The following is a 24,694-nucleotide window of genomic DNA, read 5'->3' as shown; positions in this document are numbered from 1 at the left end:
GCTACACTCGCCGCTCGCGGTTCCCCACTCGACAGCGTTCTACCAGCCCTGAAGGGCAAGCACACGATGACGAAACGCACTCCCGTTCTGGTCGGCATCGCACAGGTGCTTCAGCGTGCCGACGATCCGGCCGAGGCCCGCTCGCCGATCGAACTGATGGTCGAGGCGGTCGAGGCCGGCCTCGACGACGCCGAGGCCCCCGGCCTGCGCGACAGGATCGATTCGGTGCGTGCGATGAAGGGCGTGTGGGGATACCGGAACCCGGCGCTCATGGTGAGCGAGGCCCTCGGCCTCGCGGGGGTCGAGACCGGGCTCTCCGTGGTGGGCGGCAACCAGGTGCAGACGGTGTTCAACCAGAGCGCCCTGGACATCCAGAGCGGCCGCCGCGAGGCGATCGTGCTCTGCGCGGCCGAGTGCGGCCGCACGATGGGCCGGGCGCGCAAGATGGGGATGGACCTCGACTGGCTGCAGGACGACGACCCTCCCAAACTCCCGGACGCGAGCTACGGCGACACCCGCTGGACGCGGCACGAGATGGAGATGAACCGCGGCATCCAGCAGGCCGTCCAGTACTACTCCCTGTTCGACATCGCGCTGCGGAAGCAGGGCGGCGAAACGGTCGAGGGCCACCTCGCCCGCATCGCCGAACTCTGGGCGGGATTCAACCGGGTGGCGCAGGACAATCCCAACGCGTGGATCCGGACGCCTCTGACCGCTGCCGAGATCGGCACGGTGTCGCCGGCCAACCGCGCCGTGACCTTCCCCTACACGAAGCTGATGAACGCGAACATGCGCGTCGACATGGCGGCGGCGCTCGTGCTCTGCTCGCTCGACGTGGCGCTCGCGCTGGGCGTACCGCGGTCGAAGATGGTCTTTCCGGTCAGCGGCGCCGACGCCGTCGACCACTACTTCGTCTCCGAGCGCGACAATCTCCACTCGTCGCCGGCGATCCGGCTGGCCGGCAAGCGGGCGCTTGAACTCGCCGGCGTCGAAGCGACCGATCTCGACTTCGTCGATGTCTACAGTTGCTTCCCGAGTTCCGTACAGGTGGCGGCAAGAGAGCTCGGTCTCGATCCAAAGCGCCCGCTCACGGTCACCGGCGGCCTGACGTTCGGCGGCGGACCGCTCAACAGCTACGTGATGCACTCGATCGCCCGCACGGCCGAACTCCTGCGCGAAACGGACGGAGGCCGCGCGCTCGTCACCGCGAACGGCGGCATGCTGACCAAGCACTCCTTCGGTGTCTACAGCGCCGAGGAACCGGATCGACCCCACCGGCACGAGGACCTGACGGCCGAAGTCCACGCGCTCCCCAAGCGCGAAGCCGTAGCCGACTACACGGGGCCAGCCGAGATCGAGTCCTACACCGTCATGTTCGGCGGCGGCAGCGCGAAGTCGACCTCGTACCGTTCGACCTACGGCGAGCGCGAGGCGCCGAGCTTCGAACCCACCGTCGCTCACCTGGCCTGCCGCCTGCCGGACGGCCGGAGGAGCTGGGCCAACGTCGAAGATCGCGACACGCTGCGCGACATGTGCGCCCAGGAGTTCTGCGGGCGACCCGTCCAGATCGACGGAGCAGGCGGCGCCGTGTGCCGGTGATCGCTCGGCTCAGCGTCGCCGGCCTCGCCGCCCTGCTGCTGACGGGCTGCCTGGGCCATCCCGCCGCACCGGCCCGGAGCGCGATGTTCGACTACGACCCGGGCACGGATCCGATCTCCAACCCGGATTCGCTGTTCGCGCCGTTCGACTCCGAGCGGGCCGATACCGAGGCCACGATCAACCGCTACTCGCTCGACCAGCCGACGTCGCTCAACCCACTCTTCATCCGCGCCTGGACCGACGGCTTCCTCTATCGCCTGCTGTTCGACCCGATCGCTCACCGCGCCCCGGACCTCACCGCGGAGTGGAACCCGGCGATGGTGGACGAGGTCGAGGAACTGGAGGGCGGCCTCGTTCACCGCATCAGGCTCCATGCCGGCATGCGCTGGCACGACGGCGCGCCGGTCACCTCCGAGGACGTCCGCTTCACCTGGGAGGCGATCGCCGACGACAACGTGCCGGCGGTCGACTACAAGTACAAGGCCGCCGAGATCGAGGACATCCGCATCATCGACGACATCACCTTCGATGTCGTCCACCGGCAGGTCTCCGCGCTCCGCATCGACAACCTCTACTTCCCCGTCGTCCCGGCGCACATCCTGAACAACCCCGAGGAGCGCGCGGCCGATCCGACCCTGCGCACGAGCGCCTACTACAACCGCTACCTGCGGGAACTCGGCATCGGCAACGGGCCGTTCCGGTTCGTCGAGTGGATCCACGCCGACCGCGTGGTCGTCGAACGCTGGGAGGACTACCACCACGACAAGCCGCCCATTCGCCGCCAGGCGATCACCACCCACAGCGATCGCAACGCCGCCCTGCTCCAGTTCCGCAAGGGACAGCTCGACGACATCTGGCTGACCGTCCAGCAGCACGGCAGCCAGACCAACGACGAGGAGTTCCACGCCGCCGGCGTCAAGGCCTGGGGGCCGCGCTGGATGCAGGCCTACATCGGCTGGCAGCAGGGCGGTAACAACCACTTCTTCGGCGACGTCCGGGTGCGCCGCGCGATGGCCCACGCCTACGACGCCGAGCGCGTGCTGCGGCAGGTGAGCTGGAACGTCTACACCCGCTCCAACGGGATGTTCCCGCCCAGCCACTGGAGCCACAACCCCGATGTCGAGCCGCTGGCGTACGACCTCGAGAAGGCCGCCGCCCTGCTCGACGAGGCCGGCTGGCTGACCAGTCCCGACGACGGCTGGCGCTACAAGGAGATCGACGGCGAGCAGGTCCGCTTCCACTTCATGATGAACCTGCCCCAGTCCTTCGTCGACGCCCGCCGTATGGTCGACATCTACCGAGACGACCTGCGGCGCATCGGCGTCTCCTTCGACACCGAGATCCAGGAGAACGCGAGCCGCTCGCCGCTGCTCATCCAGCACGAGATGATCGCCCACGTCGACACCTACCAGGTCTTCGCCGACCCGGACATCTGGCGGAACTTCTTCCACACCGAAGCGATCGACAACGGCCGCAACTACGACAGCTACAGCAACCCCAAGGTCGACGAACTGTTCGACCGCTCCCGCATGGAACTCGACCGCGACCGCCGCGCCGAGCTGTTGCGCGAACTGCAGGCCCACGTCCAGGCCGACCAGCCGGCCCTGTTCCTGTGGAACTACAGCACGACCTGGGGCTTCAGCAAGCGGATGCGCGGCGTCGAACTCGGGCCGGCGGGCGTCACCGCGTTCGTCCCCGGTACGCGGGCGTGGTGGGTTGAGAAGGAGGAGTAAGCGGCCGCCCATGGAGACCGTGGACCCGTTCGTCGCCGCGGCGGCGCAGCGTACTCTCCGTCGCGTCGAATGGGACGACTCGGAAGAGGAGAACGGAACGATGGTGCTGCTCGTTCGCAACCGCGTAAAGGACATCGACCACTGGAAGAAGGTCTTCGACGAGCAGGAGGCGGCCGGACTGGCCGCGGGTCTGTCGGTCAAGCACGTGTGGCGCTCAGCCGACAACGCGGACGAGGTGTTCTTCATCCTCGGCGTCGAGGATCGGGCGAAGGCGGAGGCGTACATGGCGACGCCTGAAGCCGCCGCAGTCGGAGAGGAAGCCGGTGCGCTAGAGGGAGAGTTCTGGTTCCTGGAGGAGTTCCCGGCTCCTGTAGCCGACTGAACCCGTCAACCCCACCGACCTCGGCATCACGCCAGCCCAGGTTGCAGATCTGGTTTCTTTTCTGGTCTACTACTAGACCATGATGCGCCTCAACATCTCCGACGCGAAGACGCACCTTTCAAGGTACCTGGAGCGCGTAGAGCGGGGGGAGACGATCCTCCTCTGCCGTCGCAACCTCCCGATCGCAGAGATACGCCCCCTTCCCGGGCGCCCTTCCTCACGGCGGCCAGTCGGGATGGACCGCGGGCTGACGGTGCCCCCCGAGTTCTTCGATCCGCTGCCGGACGACGTTCTTGCAGCCTTCGAAGGCGGCAAGAACTCCGAGTGAACCTCCTCGTCGACACCTGCACGTTTCTCTGGTTGGCCGCCGACGATCCGCAGCTCTCACAGGCAGCACGGGCCGCATGCCGCGACCGCACAAACCGGGTCTACCTGAGCGCACTCTCCGCCTGGGAGATCAGCATCAAGCACCGTCTCGGCCGTCTGCCGCTGCCGGAGAGCCCGTCCCGCTATGTGAGCAGCCGGCGCCAGGCGATGGAGCTCGAACCCCTGGCGTTCGACGAAGCCAGCGCCGCCCGCGAGTGCCTGTTGCCGCTACACCACCGAGACCCGTTCGACCGGGGGCTGGTGTGCCAGGCGATCCTTCACGACCTCGTCATCGTGACGCCAGATCCGGCGATCGCCAACTACCCGGCACCGGTCCTCTGGTAGTGAACCGAAGCTCGTAGCGAAAGACCGATCGACCGGCTCCGGATACGCCGGCCGTCAGGCGCCGCTCTTCTCCCTCACCGCGGCCCACAGGCCGACCCAGATGCTGTAGCACATCGCCAGCAACACCAGTGTGAACGGCAGGCCGGTCGAGACGGTCATCGCCCGCAGGGCGTCCAGCGCGCCGGTGCCACCGACCAGGAGCAGGACCGCGGCGACCACGCCCTCAAGGGTGGCCCAGAAGACCCGTTGGCTGGTCGGCACGTCTTCCTTGCCGCCCGCGGTGATCGTGTCGACGACGAGCGAGCCGGAGTCGGACGAGGTGACGAAGAACACGAGCACCAGGACGATGCCGGCGAGCGACAGCACCGCGCTGAACGGGAACTGCTCGACCATCCGGAAGAGCATGACCTCCTGCGCCGCGGACGCCACCGGCGCCGTGCTGTCCGCGATCCTTTGGGAGATCGCGGTGCCGCCGAAGGCCGCCATCCAGACGATCGACAGCAGCGTCGGGATGAGAATCACGCACACGACGAACTCGCGCACGGTCCGGCCGCGGGACACTCGGGCGATGAACATGCCGACGAACGGCGACCAGGACACCCACCAGGCCCAGTAGAACGAGGTCCAGTCATGGGAGAAGCTCAGGTCCTCACGGCCGAACGGCATCGCCAGGGGCACCAGGTTCGCGCCATAGGCCAACGCACCCCTGGCAGCGGCAACCAGGATCTCGCCAGTCGGGCCAATCACGATGACCGCGAGCAACAGGGCAAGGGCAAGGGTCATGTTGACTCCCGACAACACCTTGATGCCGCGGTCAAGACCGCGTACGACCGAAACGACGGCGAGTGCCGTGATGCCGCCGATCAGCACCACGGCGGCCACACCGCCAGTACCCCAGCCGTAGAGCAGGTTGAAGCCGGCCAGGGCCTGGGTGGTTCCCAGTCCAAGCGAGGTCGCCAAGCCAAACAGGGTGGCGAACACCGCCAGGACGTCGATCAGGTGTCCCCACCAGCCGCGCACGCGGTCGCCCAGAATCGGGTAGAAGGCCGAGCGCAGGGTCAGCGGCAAGCCGTGGTTGTAGGCGAAGAACGCCAGCGCCAGGGCGACCACAGCGTAGATCGCCCACGGGTGCAGGCCCCAGTGGTAGATCGTCGCCGCCATCGCGAGGTCGCGCGCGGCCATCGCGTGACCGGCGGCGCCTCCCAACGGCGCGGCGTCGCTGCGCAGCCCGTCGCCGTCCATCACCGGCCCGTGGAAGGCGGCGCCGAAGTGGGACAGCGGCTCCGAAACGCCGAAGTACATCAGGCCGATCCCCATGCCGGCGGCGAACAGCATCCCGAACCAGCCCAGGTACGAGAACTCCGGCTTCGCGTCCGGGCCACCCAGCCGCACCCCGCCGACCGGCAGGAACACGAGCAGCAGGGCGAAGAGAACGAACACGTTGCCGGCCGACAGGAAGAACCAGTCGAAAGCGCCGATGATCGCCGGGAGCAACCAGCTGAAGAACTGGGCAGCCTGGCTCTGGAAGACCAGCGTGCCGAGGACGAACAGGACGATCACGGCACCCGAGACGACGAACACCGGGTGGTGAATGTCGAGCCCGAACGGGGTGATGTTGTCCTGCCCGACGCGGAGCTGGGGGCGCCGACTCAGTTGAACTGTTCGCGCAGCAACCGCTTGAGGATCTTCCCCGACGGGTTGCGCGGCAACTGGTCGATGAAGTGGACCGCGACCGGTTGCTTGAAGCGGGCCAGCTTGTCCTGGCAGAAGTCGAGGATCTCCTCGCCTTCCAGACTTTCGTCGGAGCGGACGACGATGGCGACCGGGGACTCGCCCCACTTCTCGCTCTCGCGGCCGATGACGCCGACTTCGAGCACCTTCGGGTGGCGGCCGATGACCTCTTCGAGCTCCGCGGGATAGACGTTCTCGCCGCCGGAGATGATCATGTCCTTCAGCCGGTCCTGGATGTAGACGAAGCCGTCCTCGTCCATCACCGCGCCGTCGCCGGTGTAGAACCAGCCGTCCACGAGACTCTCGGCCGTGGCCTCCGGCCGGTTCCAGTACTCCTTCATCAGGTGGCGGCCGGCGACCAGGACCTCACCCGCCTCACCGGGGGCGCAGTCGGCGCCGTCGTTGTCGACGAGCCGCACCGACGTGTGGAAGAACGCCTTGCCGGTGGAGCCGGCCTTGCGGATCGCGTCTTCGGGCGAGATCATGCAGGCCGGGCCGCAGGTTTCGGTCAGGCCGTAGACCTGGTGGACCTCGATGCCGAGCTTCTCGTAGGCCTCGATCAGGCTGACCGGCACCGGCGCCGCGCCGCTCATGCACCAGCGGAGCCGCTCGTGCTTGCAGCGCTCCGGGTCGTAGACCTGGAGCATGAAGTTGAGCATCGCCGGGACCTTCAGCATGATGTCGATCTTCTCGTCGCTGACCAACTGCCAGACGCTGACGGGATCGAAGGAGCGCATCACGACGCTGGTGCAGCCGGCGTGCACGTTGCAGGTCGCTGGGGTCAGGGCGCCGACGTGGAAGAGCGGCAAGGAGACCAGGAAGCGGTCGCCGTAACGAAAATCGGTGGTTGCCATGATCGTCAGGGACGCCCACAGCGCCGACGCGTGGGTGTGGACCGCGCCCTTGGGAAGGCCGGTCGTTCCCGACGTGTACATGATGTAGAGCAGGTCGCTGTCCGCGGCCGCGATCTCGGGCTCCGCGTCGCTCGCCGCCGTCGTCGCGTCGAGGTACGAGAGGCAGCCGTCGGGCCGCTGCTCGTCCGGGCCGACGTGGACCCACCTCGTGACGTTCGTGCCGTTCTCGCCGCCGCCGCGCGCGATCAGGTCCAGCACCTGGGCCTGGAACTCGTCGCCGAAGATCAGCGTCCCGGCGCCGGCGTCGCGGATGATGAAGGAGAGTTCCTCGGGCGTCAGCCGCCAGTTCAGCGGAACGCAGACGGCACCGATCTTGGCGATCGCGAAGAAGGTCTCCATGTACTCGACGCTGTTCATCAGCAGCAGCGCGACGCGGTCGCCCTTGCCCACGCCGAGGTCCCTGAGCGCGTTCGCGGTCCGGTTCGAGCGGAGGTTCCACTCGGTGAACGTGAAGCGGCGATCGCTCTCGACGTCGACGAAGCCCTCCATGTCCGGCGACAGGGAGGCGCGCTTGGTCAGGATGAGTCCGGCGTTGTCTTGCATCTACCCATCTCCTCAGGTGTTCTCGCCGACACCATAGCTCTCGAGCGTGCCGTGGAAGTCGACCACGTCGAGCGCCATGACCAGCAGATCGTGCTTTTCGCCGGCAAGGTCGCGCACATGGTTCCTCATCAGCCCCTCCGGGCGGAAACCGAGCCCCTCGAACGCGGCGACCGCCCCCTTCTGATCGGGAGTCATCCGGGCCATGAGCTTCTCGATCCCGGCGGCAACTGCCGCCTGGAACGCCTGCTCCACCAGGAGCCTCCCAAGACCCTTGCCACGCGCCGTCTCGGAGATGACGACGCGGATCTCGGCCACGTGGGAGGACCAGCGCAGCTGGCTGCGGTCGATCGAGGCATAGCCGACCATCTCGTCCTCAACGGTCGCCAGCAGGGTGACGATCTGCCCCGACTCGATCTCAGCGATCCACTCGTCGACGACTTCGGTGTCCCGGATGTCGCGCCGCAGGAACAGGAGATCGTGATCCGGCAGGCCGTCGGCGAACGACAGCACGGCGGTCCGGTCTCCCGCGCTCATCGGTCGCACCGTCAGGTCGATCGCGCCGAGCCGGCTCGCCACCTGTCCCAGGCTGCTCATACAGATCGCTCGGCGAGCCACTCCTCGAGCCGCGGCCACAGCCGCCGAACCGCGTTACGGCCCGCGACCAGACTGACATGACCGCCCTTGAGCATGATCTCCTGCTTGTCCTCGGAACCGACCATACCGATCAGGTCCCGCGCCGCCTCGTAGGGCACGATGTGGTCATGCTCCGCCACGACATGGATGAACGGAACGCGGATGTTCGACAGGTCGACCAACCGGCCACCGAGCTGGAACTCGCCCTTCATCAGCAGGTTCTGTTGCTGCAGCTCCTTCGTCGTCTGCCGGAAGCACTCCCCCGGGAAGGGGATCTGATCCGCCGCCCACCGCTGGAGGCGGCGGTACGAGGTGACGAACTCATCGTTCCACATGTTGTCCCAGAGCCGCACCCGGCCCGCGACCTGGGACGCCGGCCGCAACGCATTGAACGAGGCATACAGCATCTGGGGCGGGACGTTCCCCAGCCGGTCGACGATCCGGTCGACATCGAAGTGCGCCGGGTCGGTCCAGGTCCTGAACAGACCCATGCCGTCGTAGTTCACCGGCGTGGTGAAGCAGGCCAGGTTGCGAAGCCGGCCGCCCGACGAGACGTCCGGGTGAAGAGCGCCGTACAGCGCAGCCAACAGGCCACCCATGCAGTAGCCGACGACTGACACGTCGGGCTCGCCGCTTCGCTGATGGACCGTTTCGACGCACTCCGGAATGAAGTCGAGGACGTAGTCCTCGAGCCGTAGCCTCTTGTCCTCCGGCCTGGGCGTGCCCCAGTCGATCATGTAGACGTCGAAGCCGCGGTCCAGCAGGAACTCGATCAGGCTCTGCCCGGGCGCCAGGTCGAGAATGTATGGCTTGCTGATCAGCGACATGACCAGCAGGATCGGCGTCCGGTAGACCTCGTCCACACGCGGCCGGTAGTGGTACAGGCGAAGCGTGCCCCTGCTGTGAACGGTGTCCTTCGGCGTCAACCCGACTCCGGGGTCTCCGGTCCTGATGTACTCCAGACCCTTGACGCTGCGCCGGAAGGCGCGCTCCATCTCGCGCCGCACGCTCCGCTCGACGCCGGCCATGTCCAGGGCCGGCCGGTTCACCGATTGGCCGGTCCGGGCTCCCGCGGCGGTGGCGCTCATCGTTCGGACGGCGGGCGCCGGGTCCGCGCCGGGCGAACCGCCTCGTTCTGCTGTTCCCTGCGTCCGACGGCTGCCGCGAGCAGCGCCTCGATCCGTTGCAGCCGTTCCTCCACGGCCGTCAGGCGCTCGGAGAGTTCGGCGACATCGGCCCGTGTGGGCACGCCCGCCATCTCGAAGTAGCGCTGGGCGCCCTCGCTCATCGTCTGCTGGAACATCGTCATCGCTTCGACCCAGTTGCCCGAGGCGCGGGCGAACTCCTCCGTCCCCATCATCTCGTTGAGCATCGCGTTCATCTGATGCTCGGACTTCGTGACCCACTCCCGCCACATGGCGAAGGGATCGGGGGGCGGAGCTGGGGGCTTGCTATCGGCCATGACGGGGAACGATAGCCGCTTAAGACTCCTCGGTCGCCTCCGGGGCGAGCGAGTCGAGGTAGCTGTTGGCAAGTCCGAAGCTCGAGTCCATCGCGGCGCGGTAGGAACTGCGGCCGTCCTGGAACAGCCGGGTCCACTCCTGCACCAGGCTCTTGGCCTCGGCGGGAATCCGCTCGGACTTCTCGACCCAGTTCACGATCGCCTCTTCGCGGCGTTCCTGCATCTGCGCCACCATGTCGAAGGTGGTGTCGAACGCACGCTTCTGGAAATCGAGCACACGGCGGTTGGCGTCGATCATCGATCCCCGCCAGGCCCGCAGAGGGCTGTTCGTCGTGCTGGCTGCTGTGCTTGTCGTCATCTGGAATCTCCTGAATGGTAAGATCCGTGGTCCGAAACGTCCGTGTGGTCGCACGTTTCTTGTGCAGTGCAGCATGAATCCTGCACACTATGCTGCATCGTGTCAACCCCCACCCCATGACCGACACCATCGTCATCAAGAAGTACGAGAACCGGCGGCTCTACGACACCCGCAACAGCCGATACGTGAACCTCGACGGCGTGGCCCAGATGGTGCGGAGCGGCGAGGACATTCAGGTCGTCGACTCGAAGACGGGCGAGGACGTGACCCGGCACGTGCTGACCCAGATCATCGTCGACGGAGCCAGGGACCCGGAGCGGGGCCCGCCGCTGGAGTTCCTTCGTGACCTGGTGCGGGCTCGGGACCAGGCCGGCAGGGACTTCTTCCAGTGGTACCTGAGGAGCGCTGGCGAAGTCTACGAGCGCATGCGCGAGACGATGGCTCAAAGCCCGTTCACGCCCGACCCGTCCTGGATGCGACTCTGGGATCCGCGCGCCATCGCCGAGCAGATGCACGCGCAGATGACCCGCCAAGTGGAAGGTCTGTTCGGCGCCGGCCGAAGCCCCGGCAGCGCCCCGGGGCCCGGGGAAGCTGCGACGACCGCTTCCGACCCGGAAGCGTCTGCCGCAACGCAGCAAGAGGACGACGGCGCCGCCCGGGCCGAACTCGACGAACTGAAGAACCGGCTCTTCGATCTTGAACGTCGCCTAGCCGGCTCCGGCGACTGACGCGGCGCGACGAAGCAGGACCCTGCTCGATGCCCATCTCCACCGCCGCTGCCGGCCGGAGTCTGCCGCCTTCCGAACGCAGGATCACCGTGCGCGACGCGCTCGCCTATGCCGCGGGGATCGGCGACACCTGCGAGTCCGTGTTCGACGACGCCCGGGGTGGAGGCATCGCGGCGCCGCCCTCCTACTGCGTGTCTCTCGAGTGGCCCGTGGTCAGCAACGGCCGGGGCAGTCAACTCCTCGGCGGCGAGGCGGACGAACTGGTCCGCGGCGTCCACGCCAGCCAGGACTCCCACTTCCACCGGCCGATGCGGCCCGGCGACTCGCTCACCACGCGCGGCCGCTACGCAGCCGTCCGGGCCACCCGCGCCGGAGCCCTTCTGACGACCTGCCTGGAGACGGTGGACGGCGACGGCCGGCCCGTCGTCACCTCCTGGTCGCGTTCCATCTTTCGCGGCGTGGCAACGGAAGGCCGCAGCGCCAGGATCGAGCAGGCGCCCGAGGTGCCCCGGCTCCGTCTGAACGGCGCCGGCTCGAACCGCGCCGAGATCTTCGTGCCCCGTGAGATGCCCCACGTCTACACGGAGTGCGCCCGAATCTGGAACCCGATCCACACCGAGCGCGAGGTGGCTCTCCGGGCCGGCCTGCCCGACATCATCCTCCACGGCACCGCGACCTGGGCCCTCGCCGGGCGCGAAGTGCTGCGCGCCTACGGCGATGGCGACCCGCTCCGTCTGAGACGACTGTACGGCCGGTTCACGGCGATGGTCATTCCGGGCACGCGGATCGTCGTGGAGCACGCATCGGCCGGCACGACGAACGGCGGCGGCAGGCAGGTCGCCTTCCGGGTGTTGAACGAGGAAGGCGCGGAAGCGGTGAGCCAGGGTGTCGCCGTGATCGACTGAGCCTCGGCCAGGGGCGCGGAAGGCGCTAGAGTACGCGGCCCCGACACCGACTGGAACAACGACGGAGAGAGCACGAGATGGGAATCCTCGAAGGCAGGACGGCAATCGTCACCGGCGCCGGCCGCGGCATCGGCAAGGGCATCGCAATCAAGTTCGCGGAAGAAGGCGCCAACGTCGTCGTCAACGACCTCGGCGGCGCCACCGACGGCACCGGCGGCTCGCGCATCGCCGACGAGGTCGTGCAGGAGATTCAGGGCGCCGGCGGCTCGGCGGTTCCGAACTACGACAGTGTGGCCACGGTCGAGGGCGGACAGAGCATCTTCCAGACCGCCATCGACGCCTTCGGGGCCCTGGACATCCTGGTCAACAACGCCGGCATCCTTCGCGACAGGACGATCTTCAACCTCGTCGAGGAGGACTGGGATGCAGTGCTGGATGTCCACCTCAAGGGCCACTACTGCTGCAGCCGGCCCTTCGCGCGGTACATCCGCGAGACGAACCGGCCGGGCTGCCGGATCATCAACTTCTCGTCGGTATCCGGCCTCTACGGCAACTTCGGCCAGTCGAACTACGCCGCCGCCAAGGCCGGTATCGCCGGCCTTTCCCGCGTGCTGGCGCTCGAGCTCGCCAAGTACGGCTGCACCGTGAACACGATCTCCCCCGGCGCCACGACGCGCATGACGGCCGAACTGCGGGCCTCGCGCGGAATGCAGATCGATGAGGACGCCCCCGAACAGAGCCCCAACCAGATCGCTCCCGTGTGCGCCTGGCTGGCCTCGGAAGCCGGTCAGGACACGACCGCTCAGATCATCGACGTCATGCGCGGCTGGATCGGCATCATGCAGCAGCCCAAGGTCATCCGGAAGTTCAGCAAGGACGGGATGTGGAACAACCGCGAGATCGACCTGATCATGCCGCAACTGCTGAAGGCCAGGCAGGAGCACGACGCGGCGGTCGACGCGAAGGCCGAGCCGACGCCGGTAGCCTGATCAGGTCAGCCAGCGCACGTACCAGGGCGTACCGTCCGCCTTCTGCTGCTCCTTGAAGCGCTGGCGTTCCAGCTTCCGCAGGAACGCTTCGCCCTTGTTGTAGCAGCAGTCCTTGTACTTCCGGCCGCTGCCGCACGGGCATGGTTCGTTGCGCTGCACCTTGCTGAACCGGCGCGGCGCGGTAACCACCGACTTCCGCGTCGCGATCGCGTTGCTCAGCCTTCGTCCACCCTTCATCGACTCGTCCTGGTTGCCTGAGATGTCCTCCGTGCGCGCCGCGGCCCGTGGCGGGGGAAGCGACCCACTCGACCTGCTGCTATGTTACAGCCCAACCGTGCAGGGGACGCTGCCGGATCTGAGGAGAATCGCGTGAGAATCTGCGTCGTCGGTTCCGGTTACGTCGGCCTGGTCACGGGGGCCTGCCTGGCCGACTTCGGCATGGACGTCGTCTGCGTCGACCAGGACGAGTCGAAGATCGCCCAGTTGCAGGCGGGCCGGATTCCGATCTACGAGCCCGGCCTGGGCACCCTCGTCGCCAAGAACGAGGAAGCCGGGCGCCTGAGCTTCACGACCGAACTGGGACCGGCCCTTGAAGCGGCTTCCGCCGTGTTCATCGCCGTCGGCACGCCGCCCCGAGAGGACGGCTCTTCGGATCTCCGCTACGTGCGCGAAGTGGCCCAGGCGATCGGCGGACGGCTCAACAGCTACAAGGCGATCGTCACCAAGAGCACGGTCCCAGTGGGCACCGGCCGCATGATCGAGGAGATCATCGGCCACGGCCGCACCTTTTCCGTGGTCAGCAATCCGGAGTTTCTACGCGAGGGATCGGCGATCGAGGACTTCATGCGCCCGGACCGCCTGGTCATCGGCAGCCGGGACCAGCGTGCCACCGACATCATGCTCGACATCTACTCACCGCTGAGGGCCCGCGGAGTACCGATCGTTGTCACCGATGTCGAGACCGCGGAGATGATCAAGTACGCCTCGAACAGCTTCCTCGCTACCCGCATCTCCTTTATCAACGAGGTCGCGGAGCTTTGCGAACGGACGGGCGCCGACGTCCAGGTCGTGGCCCACGGCATGGGGCTTGACCGGCGCATCGGGCCGCTGTTCCTTCGTCCCGGGCCCGGCTTCGGCGGCTCCTGCTTTCCCAAGGACACCCGGGCCATGGTGTCGATGGCCCGGGAAGCGGGTGCAAGGGCCGAGATCGTCGAGGCGACGCTCGCGGTCAACCGCCGGATCCAGGAGCGGATGCTCGGCAAGATCGAGTCCGTGCTCGGGGATCCGAGAGGCCGCACCGTCGCCCTGCTCGGGCTGTCCTTCAAGCCCCACACCGACGACATCCGCGAATCGCCAGCCCTGTTCGTGCTCGACCAGCTCCTGGCCCGAGGCGCCGAGGTTCGCGTCTACGATCCGGCCGCGATGGACAAGGCTCGCCGGATCCGCCCCGAAGCCGTGTACTGCGGCGACCAGTACGAGGCCGCCGACGGCGCCGACCTGCTCGCCATTCTCACCGAGTGGAACCAGTTCCGCGCGCTCGAGTTCGGCCGGCTGAAGAAGCTGCTGCGCCAGCCTCGCGTCGTCGACCTGCGCAATCTCTACGAGCCCGAGCGGGTTGCCGCCGAAGGCCTCTGGTACTCCTCGCTCGGGCGGGCGGACGCGGTTCCACAGAGCGAGCCGGTAGCCGTTCCGACCGTCTCAACTCCGGCAGTCGAGGCCGCGGGGGTGAAGGCCTCGTGAGCGCGCCGCTCTCCGTGGTCACCGGCGGCGCCGGCTTCATCGGCTCCCATCTCTGCTCCCGACTGCTCGACGAGGGTCACCGGGTCTACTGCGTCGACAACTTCATCACCGGCAGCCCCGCGAACATCGAGCACTTACAGGGCAATGACCGCTTCACGCTGATCGAGCACGACGTGAGCAAGCCGGTCTACGTGGGTCCCGACGTCGACAACGTCCTCCACTTCGCCTCGCCGGCAAGCCCAGTCGACTACCTGGAGCTGCCGATCCAGACCCTGAAAGTCGGATCGCTCGGCACGCACAACTCGCTGGGCCTGGCCAAGCACCACGGCGCCCGCTACCTGCTCGCCTCGACCTCCGAGGTCTACGGCGATCCCCTGGTCCATCCGCAACCGGAGTCCTACTGGGGCAACGTGAACCCGGTCGGTCCGCGCGGCGTCTACGACGAGGCGAAGCGCTTCGCCGAAGCCATGGTCATGGCCTATCACCGCATCCACGGCCTCGACACCAGGATCGTCCGCATCTTCAACACCTACGGCCCGCGAATGCGGCTCCGGGACGGGCGGGTCGTTCCCAACTTCATCCGCCAGGCGCTCTCGGGCAAGGCCCTGACCGTGTACGGCGACGGCAAGCAGACCCGTTCCTTCTGCTACATCGACGACCTCGTCGAAGGTGTCTGGCGTCTGCTCAACTCGTCCGAGACCGACCCGGTCAATCTCGGCAATCCTCACGAGATGACCGTGCTGCAGTTCGCGCAGGTCATCCAGCGCCTGACCGACAGCCGCAGCGAGATCGAGTTCCAGCCCTTGCCGGTCGACGATCCGAAGACGCGCCAACCGGATATCGCGCGCGCTACCGCCCTGCTCGACTGGCGACCCCAGGTCGACCTGGAGACCGGGCTGGACAAGACGATCCGCTACTTCGCCGCGCTGCTGGGCGAGTAGCGCTCGGGCTAAGATGGACTGGATTCCATCAGACAAGCAGCCGAAGTGGACACCGCCGACCGCGAGGAGACGTCCATGAGCCCGTCCACTAGCCGGAATGCCTCCCATCGTTCGATTCCGATCGTCGCCGCTCTGGGCGCCGCCGTCCTGATCGCGGCACTCAACCCGGCACCCGCCGCCGCCCAGGACGAACGGTTCGCCGGATCCTGGGAAAGGGACGAGACTCGCAGCGACGCTCCCTGGCGACCGCCCGGCAGTCCGCCGACGAAACGGACCGAGACCAAGATCGACATCAGCCTGGTGGGCGAGGACGTCATGATGGTCTTCACGCTGCGCCCGCCGGACTGGGACACGTCCGTCCAGGTCCCGGCGAACTACATCACCGACAACAAGCCTCAGCAGGCGCCGGACTTCTTCGGCGGGCAACGGGAAGTGCGCGCCAGGTGGCGCAAGAAGAAGCTCAACATCGCCTACACGGTCAAAATCGGCCCGGTAGAGGCCGATGTGCAGGAGGTCTGGGAGATCTCCAAGAACGGCCAGGACCTGATCCAGACGACCTTCGGCCGCACGGCCAACAGTCCCCGTCCTGACGTGCGCAAGTACTACCACGTACGGGCGACCGAAGATCCATAGCGCCGCCCCAACAGAGGAGCAAGCAACGATGCGGACTGCGATCGGCATAGGGAGCGCCTACGCCTCCGGAACGAACTGGGACGCCCTGGCGGAGTACGTCGTCGAGGCGGACCGCATGGGCATCGACGATGTCTGGTCGGCCGAGGCATGGGGCACCGACGCGGTGACTCCGCTCGCCTTCCTCGCCGGGCGAACCGAGCGCGTTCGCCTCGGTACCGGCATCATGCAGATCTCGGCGCGCGCGCCGTCGATGACCGCGATGACCGCGATGTCGCTGGCGTCGATCTCGAAGGACCGCTTCGTGCTCGGTCTCGGCGTCAGCGGCCCCCAGGTGGTCGAGGGTCTTCACGGCGTGCCTTTCGCCATGCCGCTGGGCCGCCTCCGCGAGTACGTCGACATCCTGAAGATCGCCCTCTCCGGCGAGAAGATCGCCTACGACGGCAGGCACTACACCCTGCCCCGACCGGGCGGCGAGGGCAAGGCGATCCGCATGTCGCAGCCCGCGCGACCCGAGATGCCGATCTATCTTGCGACCCTCGGTCCGAAATCCCTGGAGTACACCGGCGAGGTTGCCGATGGCTGGCTCGGCACGTCCTTCATCCCGGAGCACACCGACGCCTTCTTTCCTGCGATGCGCGCCGGCGCCGAGCGCACCGGCAGGTCGTTCGGCGACATCGACATCCAGGTCGGCGGCGACGTCGAGTTCGGCGACGACCTGGAGCGGATGGCCGCCCGCCGCAAGCCCGCCATGGCCTTCACCCTCGGCGCGATGGGATCGGCGCAGACGAACTTCTACAACGACGCCTACCGGCGGGCAGGCTTCGTGGAAGCGGCCCGTGAGGTGCAGGCCCTTTGGATCTCCGGCAAGCGCGACGAGGCCGCGGCACGGGTTCCCGACGAGATGGTGCTCGGCAACACCCTGATCGGCGACGAGGGCCGCGTGCGGGAGCGCATTCGTGCCTACCGGAACGCCGGCGTCACCACGCTGCGCCTCAACCCGGCCGGAGCCACGGTGCGCGAGCGGCTCGACACCCTGGGACGGTTCCTGGAGCTGGTTCGCAAGGAGGCTCCCGCCGAGGGATGAGCTTCCCGGCACGGCACGGCACGGAACTCCTCGCCCACGCCGAGCGGAACCTGGGGCGTTTCGAGCAGCGCGCGCTCGACCCGGAAGCCGCGGCCGCGCGGGCCGCGGAGGCTTCCGGCCACACCGGAGCGGCGCCGGCCAACGCGCACGCCGCGGTCGCCGTCACGCTGCTGCCCGACAAGGGCGGCCGCGGTTGCTTTCTGCTCACGCGGCGGTCGCTCCGGCTGCGGCGACACCGCGGCCAGTGGGCTCTCCCGGGCGGCCGGATCGACGAGGCGGAGACACCCGAGCAGGCGGCTCTCCGCGAACTCCACGAAGAGGTCGGTCTGGACCTCGACGCGTCCGCCGTCCTCGGGCGCCTGGACGACTTCGGCACCCGCTCCGGCTTCGTCATCACGCCGGTCGTCTTCTGGTGCGACGACTACCGCGAACTGGCGCCGAATCCGGCAGAGGTCTACAGGGCCTACCGGATCCCGCTGATCGACCTGGACCGCCCGGACGTGCCGGTGCTGCGTGAGATACCGGAGAGCGAGAACCCCGTGCTCTCGATGCCGATCCGCGGCGGCCTCGTCCATTCACCGACCGCGGCGATCGTCTACCAGATGCTCGAGGTCGTGCTCCGCGGCAACGATGTCCGCGTGGCCCACTACGAACAACCCGTCTTCGCCTGGCGCTGAGGTCGGTGACCGCGGGCGGGCCTCTCGACGGCGTCCTCGTCGTGGCCATCGAGCAGGCGGTGGCCGCGCCGCTGGCGACCTGCCGGCTCGCCGACGCCGGAGCCCGGGTGATCAAGGTCGAGCGCGAAGGCGGCGACTTCGCCCGCGGCTACGACGGCAGCGCTGGTGTCTCGGCCTACTTCGCCTGGCTGAACCGCGGCAAGGAGTCCATCGTTCTCGACATCAAGGACGCCGAGGACCGGACTGTGCTCGAACGGATCGTCGGACGCGCGGATGTGTTCATCCAGAACCTCGCTCCGGGCGCCGCCGCGCGCGCCGGCTTCGGGTCGAAGGAACTCGGCAAGCGCCATCCGCGGCTGATCACCTGCGACATCTCGGGCTACGGCGAGGAGGGTCCGTACCGGTCGATGCGCGCCTACGACCTCCTGGTCCAGGCCGAGAGCGGCGTCGCATCGATCACCGGTTCGCCGCCGGAGCCCGGTCGGGTCGGCGTGTCGATCTGCGACTTCGCGACCGGCATCTACGCCTACTCCGCCATCCTCGAAGCCTTGATCGAGCGCGAGAGCACCGGCGCCGGCCGCAACGTCGAGGCCACCCTTTTCCACACGATGGCGGACTGGATGGCCGTGCCCCTGCTGAGCTTCGAGCAACAGGGGCTCGACTGGCCGCGCATCGGCCTCGGCCATCCGACGATCGTGCCCTACGGCCTGTTCCAGCTCGGTGACGGCGACTCGGTCCTGATCGGTGTCCAGAACGACCGCGAGTTCGCGCGACTGTGCAACGAGGTTCTCGACCAGCCGGAGCTGGCCGAGGCCTACCCGCGGAACGTGGACCGTGCCAATGCCCGCGACACCGTCGAAGCCGCTATCCGCGCCGTCTTCCTGCGACACGACCGGGCCTCGATCCAGGCCGCTCTGAACCAGGCCCGCATCGCCTACGGCTTCCTGAACGACGTGGCCGCCCTGTCGCGGCATCCGCAACTCCGCCGGGCCAGGCAACCTCTCCCAGACGGCACCGAGATCGAGATGGTCGCACCCGCTGCCGCTCCCAACGAGCCGGGAAGACGCCTGGCGCCTGTTCCCGAACTCGACGAGCACGGCGCCGCGATCCGCGCCGAGTTCGGGACCGGCTAGGCCTCCGTCGCGCCGACGACAGCCACTACAGGGTTGCGTGGCCAGTTACCAGGGCGATCCAGATCAGCGGTAGAACGACAAGGGAGCCGAGGAAGAGGGCTCGAGCGCGGGCGGGGCTGCGGTCGAGGACGAAACGGGCGGCGAGCAGGACGAAGGCGCCGCTGAAGGCGGCGGCCGCGACGGCGAAGGCCGCAGGCGTGAGGCCAATGGCGGACGCGAGAAGACAGAGGGCTGCCAGCAGGAGGGCCCAGAGGAGAGAGTGCGTTGCCGTCCGGCCACCGTCCGGATCGGTTGCGGCCAACACCTTGAAACCCGCTCTCGCGTAGTCGTCTCGGTGGAGCCAGGCCAGGGAGTGGAAGTGCGGGAGTTGCCAGGCGAAGACGATGCCGAAGAGATGCCATGCTTCGATCGTCAGGGCACCGGTGGCGGCGGCCCAGCCGATGACCGGCGGCAGGGCGCCGGGCACCGCGCCGACGAGGACGGCCCAGGACGTGCGGCGCTTGAGCGGCGTGTAGATCCATGCGTAGCTGACCAGCGTTACGAGGGCGACACAGGCCGCGATCAGATTCGTACCGAGGGCAAGCACGGTGAGGCCCCCGATGCTCAGAACGGTGGCGAAGAGCTGGCCCGCCGGCGGCGAGATGCCGCCCAGGGGCAGCGGCCGGGACCGGGTGCGGGTCATCAGGGCGTCGAGGTCACGCTCGGCGACCTGGTTGAAGGCGGCGCCGCCCGCGGCTACGAGACCGGAGCCGACCAGCACGGAGACGAGGACGCACAGATCGAGCACGTCCGCCCCGAGGTAGTAGCCGATGCCGACCGTGGCAACGGCCAGGGCGTTGAGTCGCGGCTTGGCCAGTGCCAGCCACAGAGCGGCACGGTTCGGCCGTGCGGCTTCCGCGGTAAGGAGCGTCACGCCGGTGCCCGCCCGGGAGCGTCGCCGGTACTCGGCACGAAGCGGCTCGCCCGGATCGCCGATGCGTCGCCGAACCAGGCGCGGTGCACGCGCAGCGCGAGAGCCACCGAAACGACCCACAGCAGGCCACCGGTCGCCACGTGCGCGGTGTTGATGTGCGGCTGCAGGCCGCTCCAGACGGTCCAGGCGCCGAGGCCGATCTGAGCGAGCACCACGGTACCCAGGAGCAGCGCCGGACGGGCGAGCTCCAGGCGGTGACGATGGACCCTGAGAACCCGCACGATCAGGGCCACCGCTCCGACGGTCACAGCGAGGGCGCCCAGTCGATGTGCGAAGTGAAGTGAGATGCCCATACTCCACTCGGGCGGGAGCAGCCGGCCGAAGGCCAGCGGGAAGTCCGGAATGGCAAGCCCGGCGTCGTTGTGGCGCATCGTCGCACCGACGAGGATCTGGATGTACACGAGAGCCGGAACCGCCAGCGCCAACCGGGCCAGCATTGGGTCGTCCAGCGGTTCCCGGCGCCCGAAGCCCGCTCGCCAGCCCGGCGACGTGAACACGCCCAGGCTCACGACGAGGGCGAAGAAGAGCTGGGCCAGACCGGCATGGCTGATGGAGATCGGTTTCGGCAGCAGGTAGATCACCGTGATGCCGCCGAGCAGTCCCTGCGCCACGACCGCGGCGAGCGCAATCCAAGCCAGCCGGCGCACCCAGGCGCGGGTCTCGACGCGCCAGGCCCATACGGCAAGTCCGATGGTCATCAACCCGACCACGCTCGCGATCAGGCGGTGGCCGTGCTCGTAGAGGATGCCGCCCACCATCTTGGAGAACGGAAAGGCGAACATGAAGTGACCGTAGGTGTTCGGCCAGTCGGGAACGGCGAGTCCCGAGTCGGTGCTGGTCACCAGACCACCCGCCGCGATCAGCAGCAGGGACGCCGCGGCCAGCAGCCGGAGGTAGTAGTGCAGCCAGCGCACGACCGGCGGACTCTATCCGGGCAGACCGCCGCCTTCTATCCCCCGGGGAACCCTCAGCCGACGATCTTCTGACGACGCAGTTCGTCGATCTCCTCGGAACTGATGCCGAGGCCGCCCAGCACGTCGTCGGCGGCCTCGCCCAGCACCGGCGACGGCGGGACCGGCTCGGGCGGCGTGCCCGAGAACCTCGCCGCCGCCCGCGGCACCCGCATGCGGCCGACCTGGGGATGGTCCAACTCCCGTAGCAACTCGTTGCGGATCACCTGGGGGTCGGTCAGCACCTCGTTGCGGCTCAGGATCTTCGCGCAGGGAACGTCTTCGGCTTCGAGCGCCTCGATCCACTCGGCCGAGGTGCGCGTCGGCAGCACGTCGCCGACCATGTCGAGCCGCTGGTCGGCGTTCGAGATCCGACCCGCCGCCGTCTTGTAGCGCTCGTCCTCCAGCCATTCCAGGTGGCCGGTGGCGCGCGCCATGCCCTCCCACTCCGCGTCCGAGATCGTGGAGGCCGTGATGTAGCCGTCGGCGGTGCGGTAGATCAGATCGCTGGTGGATCCGGGCCGGCCGTGGGCGACCTCGCCGCCAACCAGGATCTGGCGCACGAAGCCCTCCGGCCAGATGAAGGAGATCGTGGCATCGAGCATCGCCAGTTCGATGTGCTGGCCTTCGCCCGTGCGTTCGCGCGCGAGCAGCGCCGCGGTGATGGCCTGCGCGGCGGTGAGTCCGGTGACCTTGTCGGGAATGATCGTGCGGACCATCTTCGGCTCGCCCGTGACCCGATCGGCCTGGATGTCCGCGAAGCCGGACAGCGCCTGGATGATCGGGTCGTAGACCCGTTTCTGCGCGTAGGGCCCCTCCTGGCCGAAGCCGCTGATCGACACGTAGACGAGGCGGTCGTTGATCTTCCGCAGCCGGTCGACACCGAGCCCGAGACGATCGATCACGCCGGGCCGGAAGTTCTGGACGAAGACGTCGGCCGTCCGGACCAGGTCCAGGAGCAGACGGATGCCCCGCTCCTCCTTGAGGTCGAGCGCCAGCGACCGCTTGCCGCGGTTGATCGTCGCGAAGCCGGCCGTGACGCCGCCTCTCTGCGGCCCCAGGCGGCGCATGATGTCGCCATGGGGCGGCGCCTCGACCTTGATCACCTCGGCGCCCTGGTCGGCGAGGAGCATCGTCGCGATCGGAGCCGACACCATGGTCGCCAGTTCGATCACCCGGAAGCCGTCCAGCGGACCCATGGCGGCGCAGGGTACCACCGGGCGCGGCAACGGTCGGCGACCTTTGTCCGGCGCGCTACTGCTCGACGACCTGGGGCACGCGTGCCCCACCCGGTCGCAGGGAGTCCAGGTCGAACTTCGGCAACCGCAGGGTCACGGTCAGCGAAGCGGTCGGACTCACGACCCCCTCCACCGAGGCCCTCGCCAACCATCCGCCCATGCCGCGCGGATAGGCCGAGATGCGGATCCAGCCGACCGGCACGCCCCGCGCCGAGAAGCTGCCGTCGTCGCCGGCGCGGGTCTGATGCACGATCCGCTCGTCCGCCGTCTCGAAGCGAACGACCGCGCCGGCGGCCGGCTCGCCGGTCTCCGCGAAGACGACGCGGCCCTCGACCACCGTGTCGGCGATCTCCAGGGTCAGGGGTTCGTTCGGCGGCACATCGACATCGTGGAACGAGTGCGAGACCTGTTGCTCCGCCGAAACCACGTCGACCCGCCAGTCCTCGCGCCCGGGCAACGCGCCCCGGAACCACCCGTCCTCACCGGTCCTGAAGGTCAGGTCCGGCGACGCGCCGCGGCCGCCGAAGAACACGTAACCCTCGAGCGGAATGCCTTCCAGCGTCAACTGTCCGACGACCGGCACCAGCTCGAGTTCGACCACGGCGGACTGGTCGCCCACGACTTCGAGATAGTCCAGCTCCCCGAACAACCCCCCGTTCGCATCCTGGACTTCAACGGCGAACGCACCGTCTCCCGGAACCTGGAACCGCGCGTGGCCGTTCTCGACCACCGCGGTCTGTTGCGGGTACTCCCTCCGGACGAAGCGGGAGCGGAACCCCGGCGAGTCGTTCTCCCTGATCTGCCGGAGCAGGGCGAGCCAGTGGCTGCCGTAGGGGGGATCGCCCGGTTGGACGAAGACGTCCAGGACGTGGCTCCTCGCCAGCCGCACCCGCCTGCGCGAGAACGTCTCGGCGTCTTCGGTCAGTTCGTACGGTCCCGCCCGGGCCGCGACCCGATCGCCGCAGTCCACCTGAATCCAGCGCCTGCCGGCCGCAAGACCCCGGGCCTGGAAGAAACCGTCGTCGGCCACCTCGACCGTCGCGAGGACCGACTCGGGACCGGTCCTCCACAGGGCCGGATCGCCAGTGGAGACATGCACCACGCAGTGGTCCACGAAGCCCTGAAAGCCCGGTCCCGGAGCGACGAAGCCGGCAAGACTCGCTCCGGGAATGAGCCTCTGCTCTCCCAGGGCGAGCTGCCGCCGACCGCGCAGGGAGGCGTTCCACCGGTACTCGGGAGAGTGTCCGGGACGCCAGAACACGAGGTGAACGAGCGCGGCCGGCAAATCGCACGACCAGCGCCCGTCTCCCCCGACCGGGCACCGGACCACCTCGCCGCGAAGGTGAAACCGCGGATCCGTGTTCTCAGGATCGACGTCACCGAGCCCGATCCGCAGCACTCCACCCGGACGGGAGGCGCCGACCACGCGGCCGCTGACCTCTACCGCCGCGTAGACCGGCACCTCGAACACGGGCACAACCTCCGGCTGGACCTCCGCCTCGCCCTCGACGGACGCGATCCCCTCGCTGGCCACCGAGTCGAGGTCGATCAGGGTCGCGCGACCCCAGAACCCACTGCCCGAAGCGGGGCGCACGCGCCACGGCCCCGGCTCGAACAGGTACACCTCGTAGACCTGATCGCTGGTGAGGGGCACTTCCTGCTCGACGCCGTGCGCGTTCGTGGTCACGAGAGTCACTTTCGCCGGATCCTCGCGGTAGACCACCGCCTTCAGGACGACCTTCGCGACTCCCTCCGCCGGTCCCGACTCGGCCGACGACGGCTCCTGCGCCGGCGACGCCGACGGGACGAGCAGCCCACTCGCGAGCCCGAGGACCGCGATCTGCCAGCGACACCGTGTCATCACACTCTCGTTCCCCCGCGGCAGGCGCCCTACGGCAACGTCATCACCAGGGGCTTCTTGCGCGTAACGACGATCGTGTGCTCGAACTGGACCGTCGTCGTTCCGGGCTTGTTCAGCAGCGTCCAGCCGTCCTTCGCGGTCTTCGCCTGCTCGCGGCCGTTGGTCAGGAACGGCTCGATCGTCAGCACCATCCCGTCGTGCAGGAAGCGGTCGTCGTTCGGGTCGTCGAAGCCGGGCACGAACTTCGGCTCCTCGTGGAGCGAGCGGCCGATGCCATGCGAGCCCAGGTTGCGAATCAGACCGAAGCCGGCCCTGGTCGCCGTGTCCTCGATCGCGCGGCCGATGTTGCGCAGCCGGCGGCCGTGGCGGGCCTGCTGCATCGCCGAGCGCAGCGCTCGCCGGGTGGCAGAGATCATCCGCCGCCGCTCCTCGGTCACTGGCGGTACGGCGTAGGCCGCACCGGTGTCGCTGAAGTAACCGTCGAGCTCCAGCGACACGTCGATATGAACGAGGTCGCCGGCCTCGACGTGCCTCTCGCCGGCGATGCCGTGCGCCACTTCCTCGTTGACGCTGATGCACGTGGCGGCCGGAAAGTCGTAGCAGAACTCGGGCGCCGAACGGGCGCCGTGGGCTTCCATGTACGCCCGGCCGATCTGGTCCAGTTCGCCGGTCGTGATGCCCGGCCCGACCGCCTTGCCCATCCGGGCCAGGCAGCGGGCCGCCACCCGGCCCGCCCGGCGAAGGGCCTCCAGATCCTCGCGGCCGCCGATCGTCAT

26 protein-coding genes are annotated in these 24,694 nt (G+C 68.3%); 14 read left to right on the top strand and 12 right to left on the bottom strand.

Annotated features, from left to right (window positions below):
• The first annotated feature begins 66 nt into the window (after nt 1-66).
• The 5 genes from OXG83_02015 (at nt 67) to OXG83_01995 (ending at nt 4,425) form a co-directional block, all read left to right on the top strand.
• Nucleotides 67-1,599, top strand: a complete 1,533-nt coding sequence (locus tag OXG83_02015; GenBank protein ID MCY3963788.1) for an acetyl-CoA acetyltransferase — start codon at nt 67-69, stop codon at nt 1,597-1,599.
• Nucleotides 1,590-3,332: an ABC transporter substrate-binding protein gene (locus OXG83_02010; GenBank protein ID MCY3963787.1), complete on the top strand. Its 1,743-nt coding sequence runs from the start codon at nt 1,590-1,592 to the stop codon at nt 3,330-3,332. Before OXG83_02015 ends, OXG83_02010 begins: the two co-directional genes overlap by 10 nt.
• A gap of 10 nt (nt 3,333-3,342) precedes the next feature.
• Complete coding sequence (locus OXG83_02005; GenBank protein MCY3963786.1) at nt 3,343-3,714, top strand: hypothetical protein; 372 nt, start codon at nt 3,343-3,345, stop codon at nt 3,712-3,714.
• A 79-nt stretch (nt 3,715-3,793) separates the two neighbouring features.
• Complete coding sequence (locus tag OXG83_02000; GenBank protein MCY3963785.1) at nt 3,794-4,042, top strand: type II toxin-antitoxin system prevent-host-death family antitoxin; 249 nt, start codon at nt 3,794-3,796, stop codon at nt 4,040-4,042.
• Entirely contained in the window at nt 4,039-4,425 is a 387-nt protein-coding gene (locus OXG83_01995; protein ID MCY3963784.1) for a type II toxin-antitoxin system VapC family toxin, read from the top strand. The genes OXG83_02000 and OXG83_01995 overlap by 4 nt, the downstream gene beginning before the upstream one ends.
• Nucleotides 4,426-4,479: 54 nt before the next feature.
• Here the strand turns inward: OXG83_01995 and OXG83_01990 are convergent, their stop codons facing one another.
• Genes OXG83_01990 through OXG83_01965 form a run of 6 tightly spaced genes read right to left on the bottom strand, consistent with a single transcriptional unit; the run spans nt 4,480 to nt 10,066 of the window.
• Complete coding sequence (locus tag OXG83_01990; GenBank protein ID MCY3963783.1) at nt 4,480-6,078, bottom strand: BCCT family transporter; 1,599 nt, start codon at nt 6,076-6,078, stop codon at nt 4,480-4,482.
• Nucleotides 6,075-7,613 (bottom strand): long-chain fatty acid--CoA ligase, encoded by a 1,539-nt coding sequence (locus OXG83_01985; protein ID MCY3963782.1) that lies wholly within the window; start codon nt 7,611-7,613, stop codon nt 6,075-6,077. Before OXG83_01985 ends, OXG83_01990 begins: the two co-directional genes overlap by 4 nt.
• A 12-nt stretch (nt 7,614-7,625) precedes the next feature.
• Nucleotides 7,626-8,207, bottom strand: coding sequence for a GNAT family N-acetyltransferase (locus OXG83_01980; protein ID MCY3963781.1), 582 nt, complete (start codon nt 8,205-8,207; stop codon nt 7,626-7,628).
• Nucleotides 8,204-9,295 (bottom strand): alpha/beta fold hydrolase, encoded by a 1,092-nt coding sequence (locus OXG83_01975; protein ID MCY3963780.1) that lies wholly within the window; start codon nt 9,293-9,295, stop codon nt 8,204-8,206. Before OXG83_01975 ends, OXG83_01980 begins: the two co-directional genes overlap by 4 nt.
• 35 nt (nt 9,296-9,330) lie before the next feature.
• Nucleotides 9,331-9,708: a hypothetical protein gene (locus OXG83_01970; protein ID MCY3963779.1), complete on the bottom strand. Its 378-nt coding sequence runs from the start codon at nt 9,706-9,708 to the stop codon at nt 9,331-9,333.
• Nucleotides 9,709-9,727: 19 nt separating this feature from the next.
• Nucleotides 9,728-10,066, bottom strand: a complete 339-nt coding sequence (locus OXG83_01965) for a hypothetical protein (GenBank protein MCY3963778.1) — start codon at nt 10,064-10,066, stop codon at nt 9,728-9,730.
• A 116-nt stretch (nt 10,067-10,182) separates the two neighbouring features.
• On the opposite strand from OXG83_01965, the gene OXG83_01960 reads away from it, so the two are divergent.
• The 3 genes from OXG83_01960 (at nt 10,183) to OXG83_01950 (ending at nt 12,688) form a co-directional block, all read left to right on the top strand.
• Entirely contained in the window at nt 10,183-10,794 is a 612-nt protein-coding gene (locus OXG83_01960; GenBank protein MCY3963777.1) for a hypothetical protein, read from the top strand.
• 29 nt (nt 10,795-10,823) lie between these two features.
• Nucleotides 10,824-11,699: a MaoC/PaaZ C-terminal domain-containing protein gene (locus tag OXG83_01955; GenBank protein MCY3963776.1), complete on the top strand. Its 876-nt coding sequence runs from the start codon at nt 10,824-10,826 to the stop codon at nt 11,697-11,699.
• 77 nt (nt 11,700-11,776) lie between these two features.
• Nucleotides 11,777-12,688: an SDR family NAD(P)-dependent oxidoreductase gene (locus OXG83_01950; GenBank protein MCY3963775.1), complete on the top strand. Its 912-nt coding sequence runs from the start codon at nt 11,777-11,779 to the stop codon at nt 12,686-12,688.
• On the opposite strand, the gene OXG83_01945 is transcribed toward OXG83_01950, so the two are convergent.
• Nucleotides 12,689-12,925, bottom strand: coding sequence for an SEC-C metal-binding domain-containing protein (locus OXG83_01945; protein ID MCY3963774.1), 237 nt, complete (start codon nt 12,923-12,925; stop codon nt 12,689-12,691).
• 132 nt (nt 12,926-13,057) lie between these two features.
• On the opposite strand from OXG83_01945, the gene OXG83_01940 reads away from it, so the two are divergent.
• The 6 genes from OXG83_01940 (at nt 13,058) to OXG83_01915 (ending at nt 18,896) form a co-directional block, all read left to right on the top strand.
• Nucleotides 13,058-14,428, top strand: coding sequence for a UDP-glucose/GDP-mannose dehydrogenase family protein (locus tag OXG83_01940; protein MCY3963773.1), 1,371 nt, complete (start codon nt 13,058-13,060; stop codon nt 14,426-14,428).
• Nucleotides 14,425-15,369, top strand: a complete 945-nt coding sequence (locus OXG83_01935) for an SDR family oxidoreductase (GenBank protein ID MCY3963772.1) — start codon at nt 14,425-14,427, stop codon at nt 15,367-15,369. The genes OXG83_01940 and OXG83_01935 overlap by 4 nt, the downstream gene beginning before the upstream one ends.
• Before the next feature lie 75 nt (nt 15,370-15,444).
• Nucleotides 15,445-16,002 carry a hypothetical protein gene (locus tag OXG83_01930; GenBank protein MCY3963771.1) on the top strand — a complete coding sequence of 186 codons (558 nt, stop codon included), beginning with the start codon at nt 15,445-15,447 and terminating at the stop codon, nt 16,000-16,002.
• Nucleotides 16,003-16,030: 28 nt separating this feature from the next.
• A complete protein-coding gene (locus OXG83_01925; GenBank protein ID MCY3963770.1) occupies nt 16,031-17,086 on the top strand; it encodes an LLM class F420-dependent oxidoreductase in 1,056 nt (351 codons plus the stop codon).
• Complete coding sequence (locus OXG83_01920; GenBank protein MCY3963769.1) at nt 17,083-17,763, top strand: CoA pyrophosphatase; 681 nt, start codon at nt 17,083-17,085, stop codon at nt 17,761-17,763. Before OXG83_01925 ends, OXG83_01920 begins: the two co-directional genes overlap by 4 nt.
• 5 nt (nt 17,764-17,768) lie before the next feature.
• Nucleotides 17,769-18,896: a CaiB/BaiF CoA-transferase family protein gene (locus OXG83_01915; protein MCY3963768.1), complete on the top strand. Its 1,128-nt coding sequence runs from the start codon at nt 17,769-17,771 to the stop codon at nt 18,894-18,896.
• Between the two features lie 25 nt (nt 18,897-18,921).
• Here OXG83_01915 and cyoE read toward each other — a convergent pair whose 3' ends face one another.
• From cyoE to map, 5 genes are read right to left on the bottom strand one after another with little or no spacing between them, the layout of a single operon-like run.
• Nucleotides 18,922-19,809, bottom strand: a complete 888-nt coding sequence (gene cyoE / locus OXG83_01910) for a heme o synthase (protein ID MCY3963767.1) — start codon at nt 19,807-19,809, stop codon at nt 18,922-18,924.
• The gene (locus OXG83_01905) at nt 19,806-20,783 is read right to left on the bottom strand and encodes a COX15/CtaA family protein (GenBank protein MCY3963766.1); all 978 of its coding nucleotides are present in this window, start codon (nt 20,781-20,783) and stop codon (nt 19,806-19,808) included. The genes cyoE and OXG83_01905 overlap by 4 nt, the downstream gene beginning before the upstream one ends.
• A 53-nt stretch (nt 20,784-20,836) precedes the next feature.
• The gene (locus OXG83_01900; GenBank protein MCY3963765.1) at nt 20,837-22,018 is read right to left on the bottom strand and encodes a CoA transferase; all 1,182 of its coding nucleotides are present in this window, start codon (nt 22,016-22,018) and stop codon (nt 20,837-20,839) included.
• A gap of 55 nt (nt 22,019-22,073) precedes the next feature.
• Nucleotides 22,074-23,918 (bottom strand): carboxypeptidase-like regulatory domain-containing protein, encoded by a 1,845-nt coding sequence (locus OXG83_01895; GenBank protein MCY3963764.1) that lies wholly within the window; start codon nt 23,916-23,918, stop codon nt 22,074-22,076.
• A gap of 29 nt (nt 23,919-23,947) precedes the next feature.
• A complete protein-coding gene (gene map / locus OXG83_01890) occupies nt 23,948-24,694 on the bottom strand; it encodes a type I methionyl aminopeptidase (protein ID MCY3963763.1) in 747 nt (248 codons plus the stop codon).

The sequence above is a fragment of the Acidobacteriota bacterium genome (assembly GCA_026707545.1).
Lineage (GTDB): Bacteria > Acidobacteriota > Thermoanaerobaculia > Multivoradales > Multivoraceae > Multivorans.
Note: the sequence above shows the minus strand (reverse complement) of the source record. Positions and strands in the feature narration are given on the sequence as shown.

Excerpts from the sequence above, each read along its gene's own strand:
- OXG83_02015 (MCY3963788.1), top strand. The coding sequence starts at position 67 with ATGACGAAACGCACTCCCGTTCTGGTCGGCATCGCACAGGTGCTTCAG.
- OXG83_02005 (MCY3963786.1), top strand. The coding sequence starts at position 3,343 with ATGGAGACCGTGGACCCGTTCGTCGCCGCGGCGGCGCAGCGTACTCTC.
- OXG83_02000 (MCY3963785.1), top strand. The coding sequence starts at position 3,794 with ATGATGCGCCTCAACATCTCCGACGCGAAGACGCACCTTTCAAGGTAC.
- OXG83_01985 (MCY3963782.1), bottom strand. The coding sequence starts at position 7,613 with ATGCAAGACAACGCCGGACTCATCCTGACCAAGCGCGCCTCCCTGTCG.
- OXG83_01980 (MCY3963781.1), bottom strand. The coding sequence starts at position 8,207 with ATGAGCAGCCTGGGACAGGTGGCGAGCCGGCTCGGCGCGATCGACCTG.
- OXG83_01970 (MCY3963779.1), bottom strand. The coding sequence starts at position 9,708 with ATGGCCGATAGCAAGCCCCCAGCTCCGCCCCCCGATCCCTTCGCCATG.
- OXG83_01965 (MCY3963778.1), bottom strand. The coding sequence starts at position 10,066 with ATGACGACAAGCACAGCAGCCAGCACGACGAACAGCCCTCTGCGGGCC.
- OXG83_01960 (MCY3963777.1), top strand. The coding sequence starts at position 10,183 with ATGACCGACACCATCGTCATCAAGAAGTACGAGAACCGGCGGCTCTAC.
- OXG83_01955 (MCY3963776.1), top strand. The coding sequence starts at position 10,824 with ATGCCCATCTCCACCGCCGCTGCCGGCCGGAGTCTGCCGCCTTCCGAA.
- OXG83_01950 (MCY3963775.1), top strand. The coding sequence starts at position 11,777 with ATGGGAATCCTCGAAGGCAGGACGGCAATCGTCACCGGCGCCGGCCGC.
- OXG83_01945 (MCY3963774.1), bottom strand. The coding sequence starts at position 12,925 with ATGAAGGGTGGACGAAGGCTGAGCAACGCGATCGCGACGCGGAAGTCG.
- OXG83_01930 (MCY3963771.1), top strand. The coding sequence starts at position 15,445 with ATGAGCCCGTCCACTAGCCGGAATGCCTCCCATCGTTCGATTCCGATC.
- OXG83_01925 (MCY3963770.1), top strand. The coding sequence starts at position 16,031 with ATGCGGACTGCGATCGGCATAGGGAGCGCCTACGCCTCCGGAACGAAC.
- OXG83_01920 (MCY3963769.1), top strand. The coding sequence starts at position 17,083 with ATGAGCTTCCCGGCACGGCACGGCACGGAACTCCTCGCCCACGCCGAG.
- OXG83_01900 (MCY3963765.1), bottom strand. The coding sequence starts at position 22,018 with ATGGGTCCGCTGGACGGCTTCCGGGTGATCGAACTGGCGACCATGGTG.
- OXG83_01895 (MCY3963764.1), bottom strand. The coding sequence starts at position 23,918 with ATGACACGGTGTCGCTGGCAGATCGCGGTCCTCGGGCTCGCGAGTGGG.
- map (MCY3963763.1), bottom strand. The coding sequence starts at position 24,694 with ATGACGATCGGCGGCCGCGAGGATCTGGAGGCCCTTCGCCGGGCGGGC.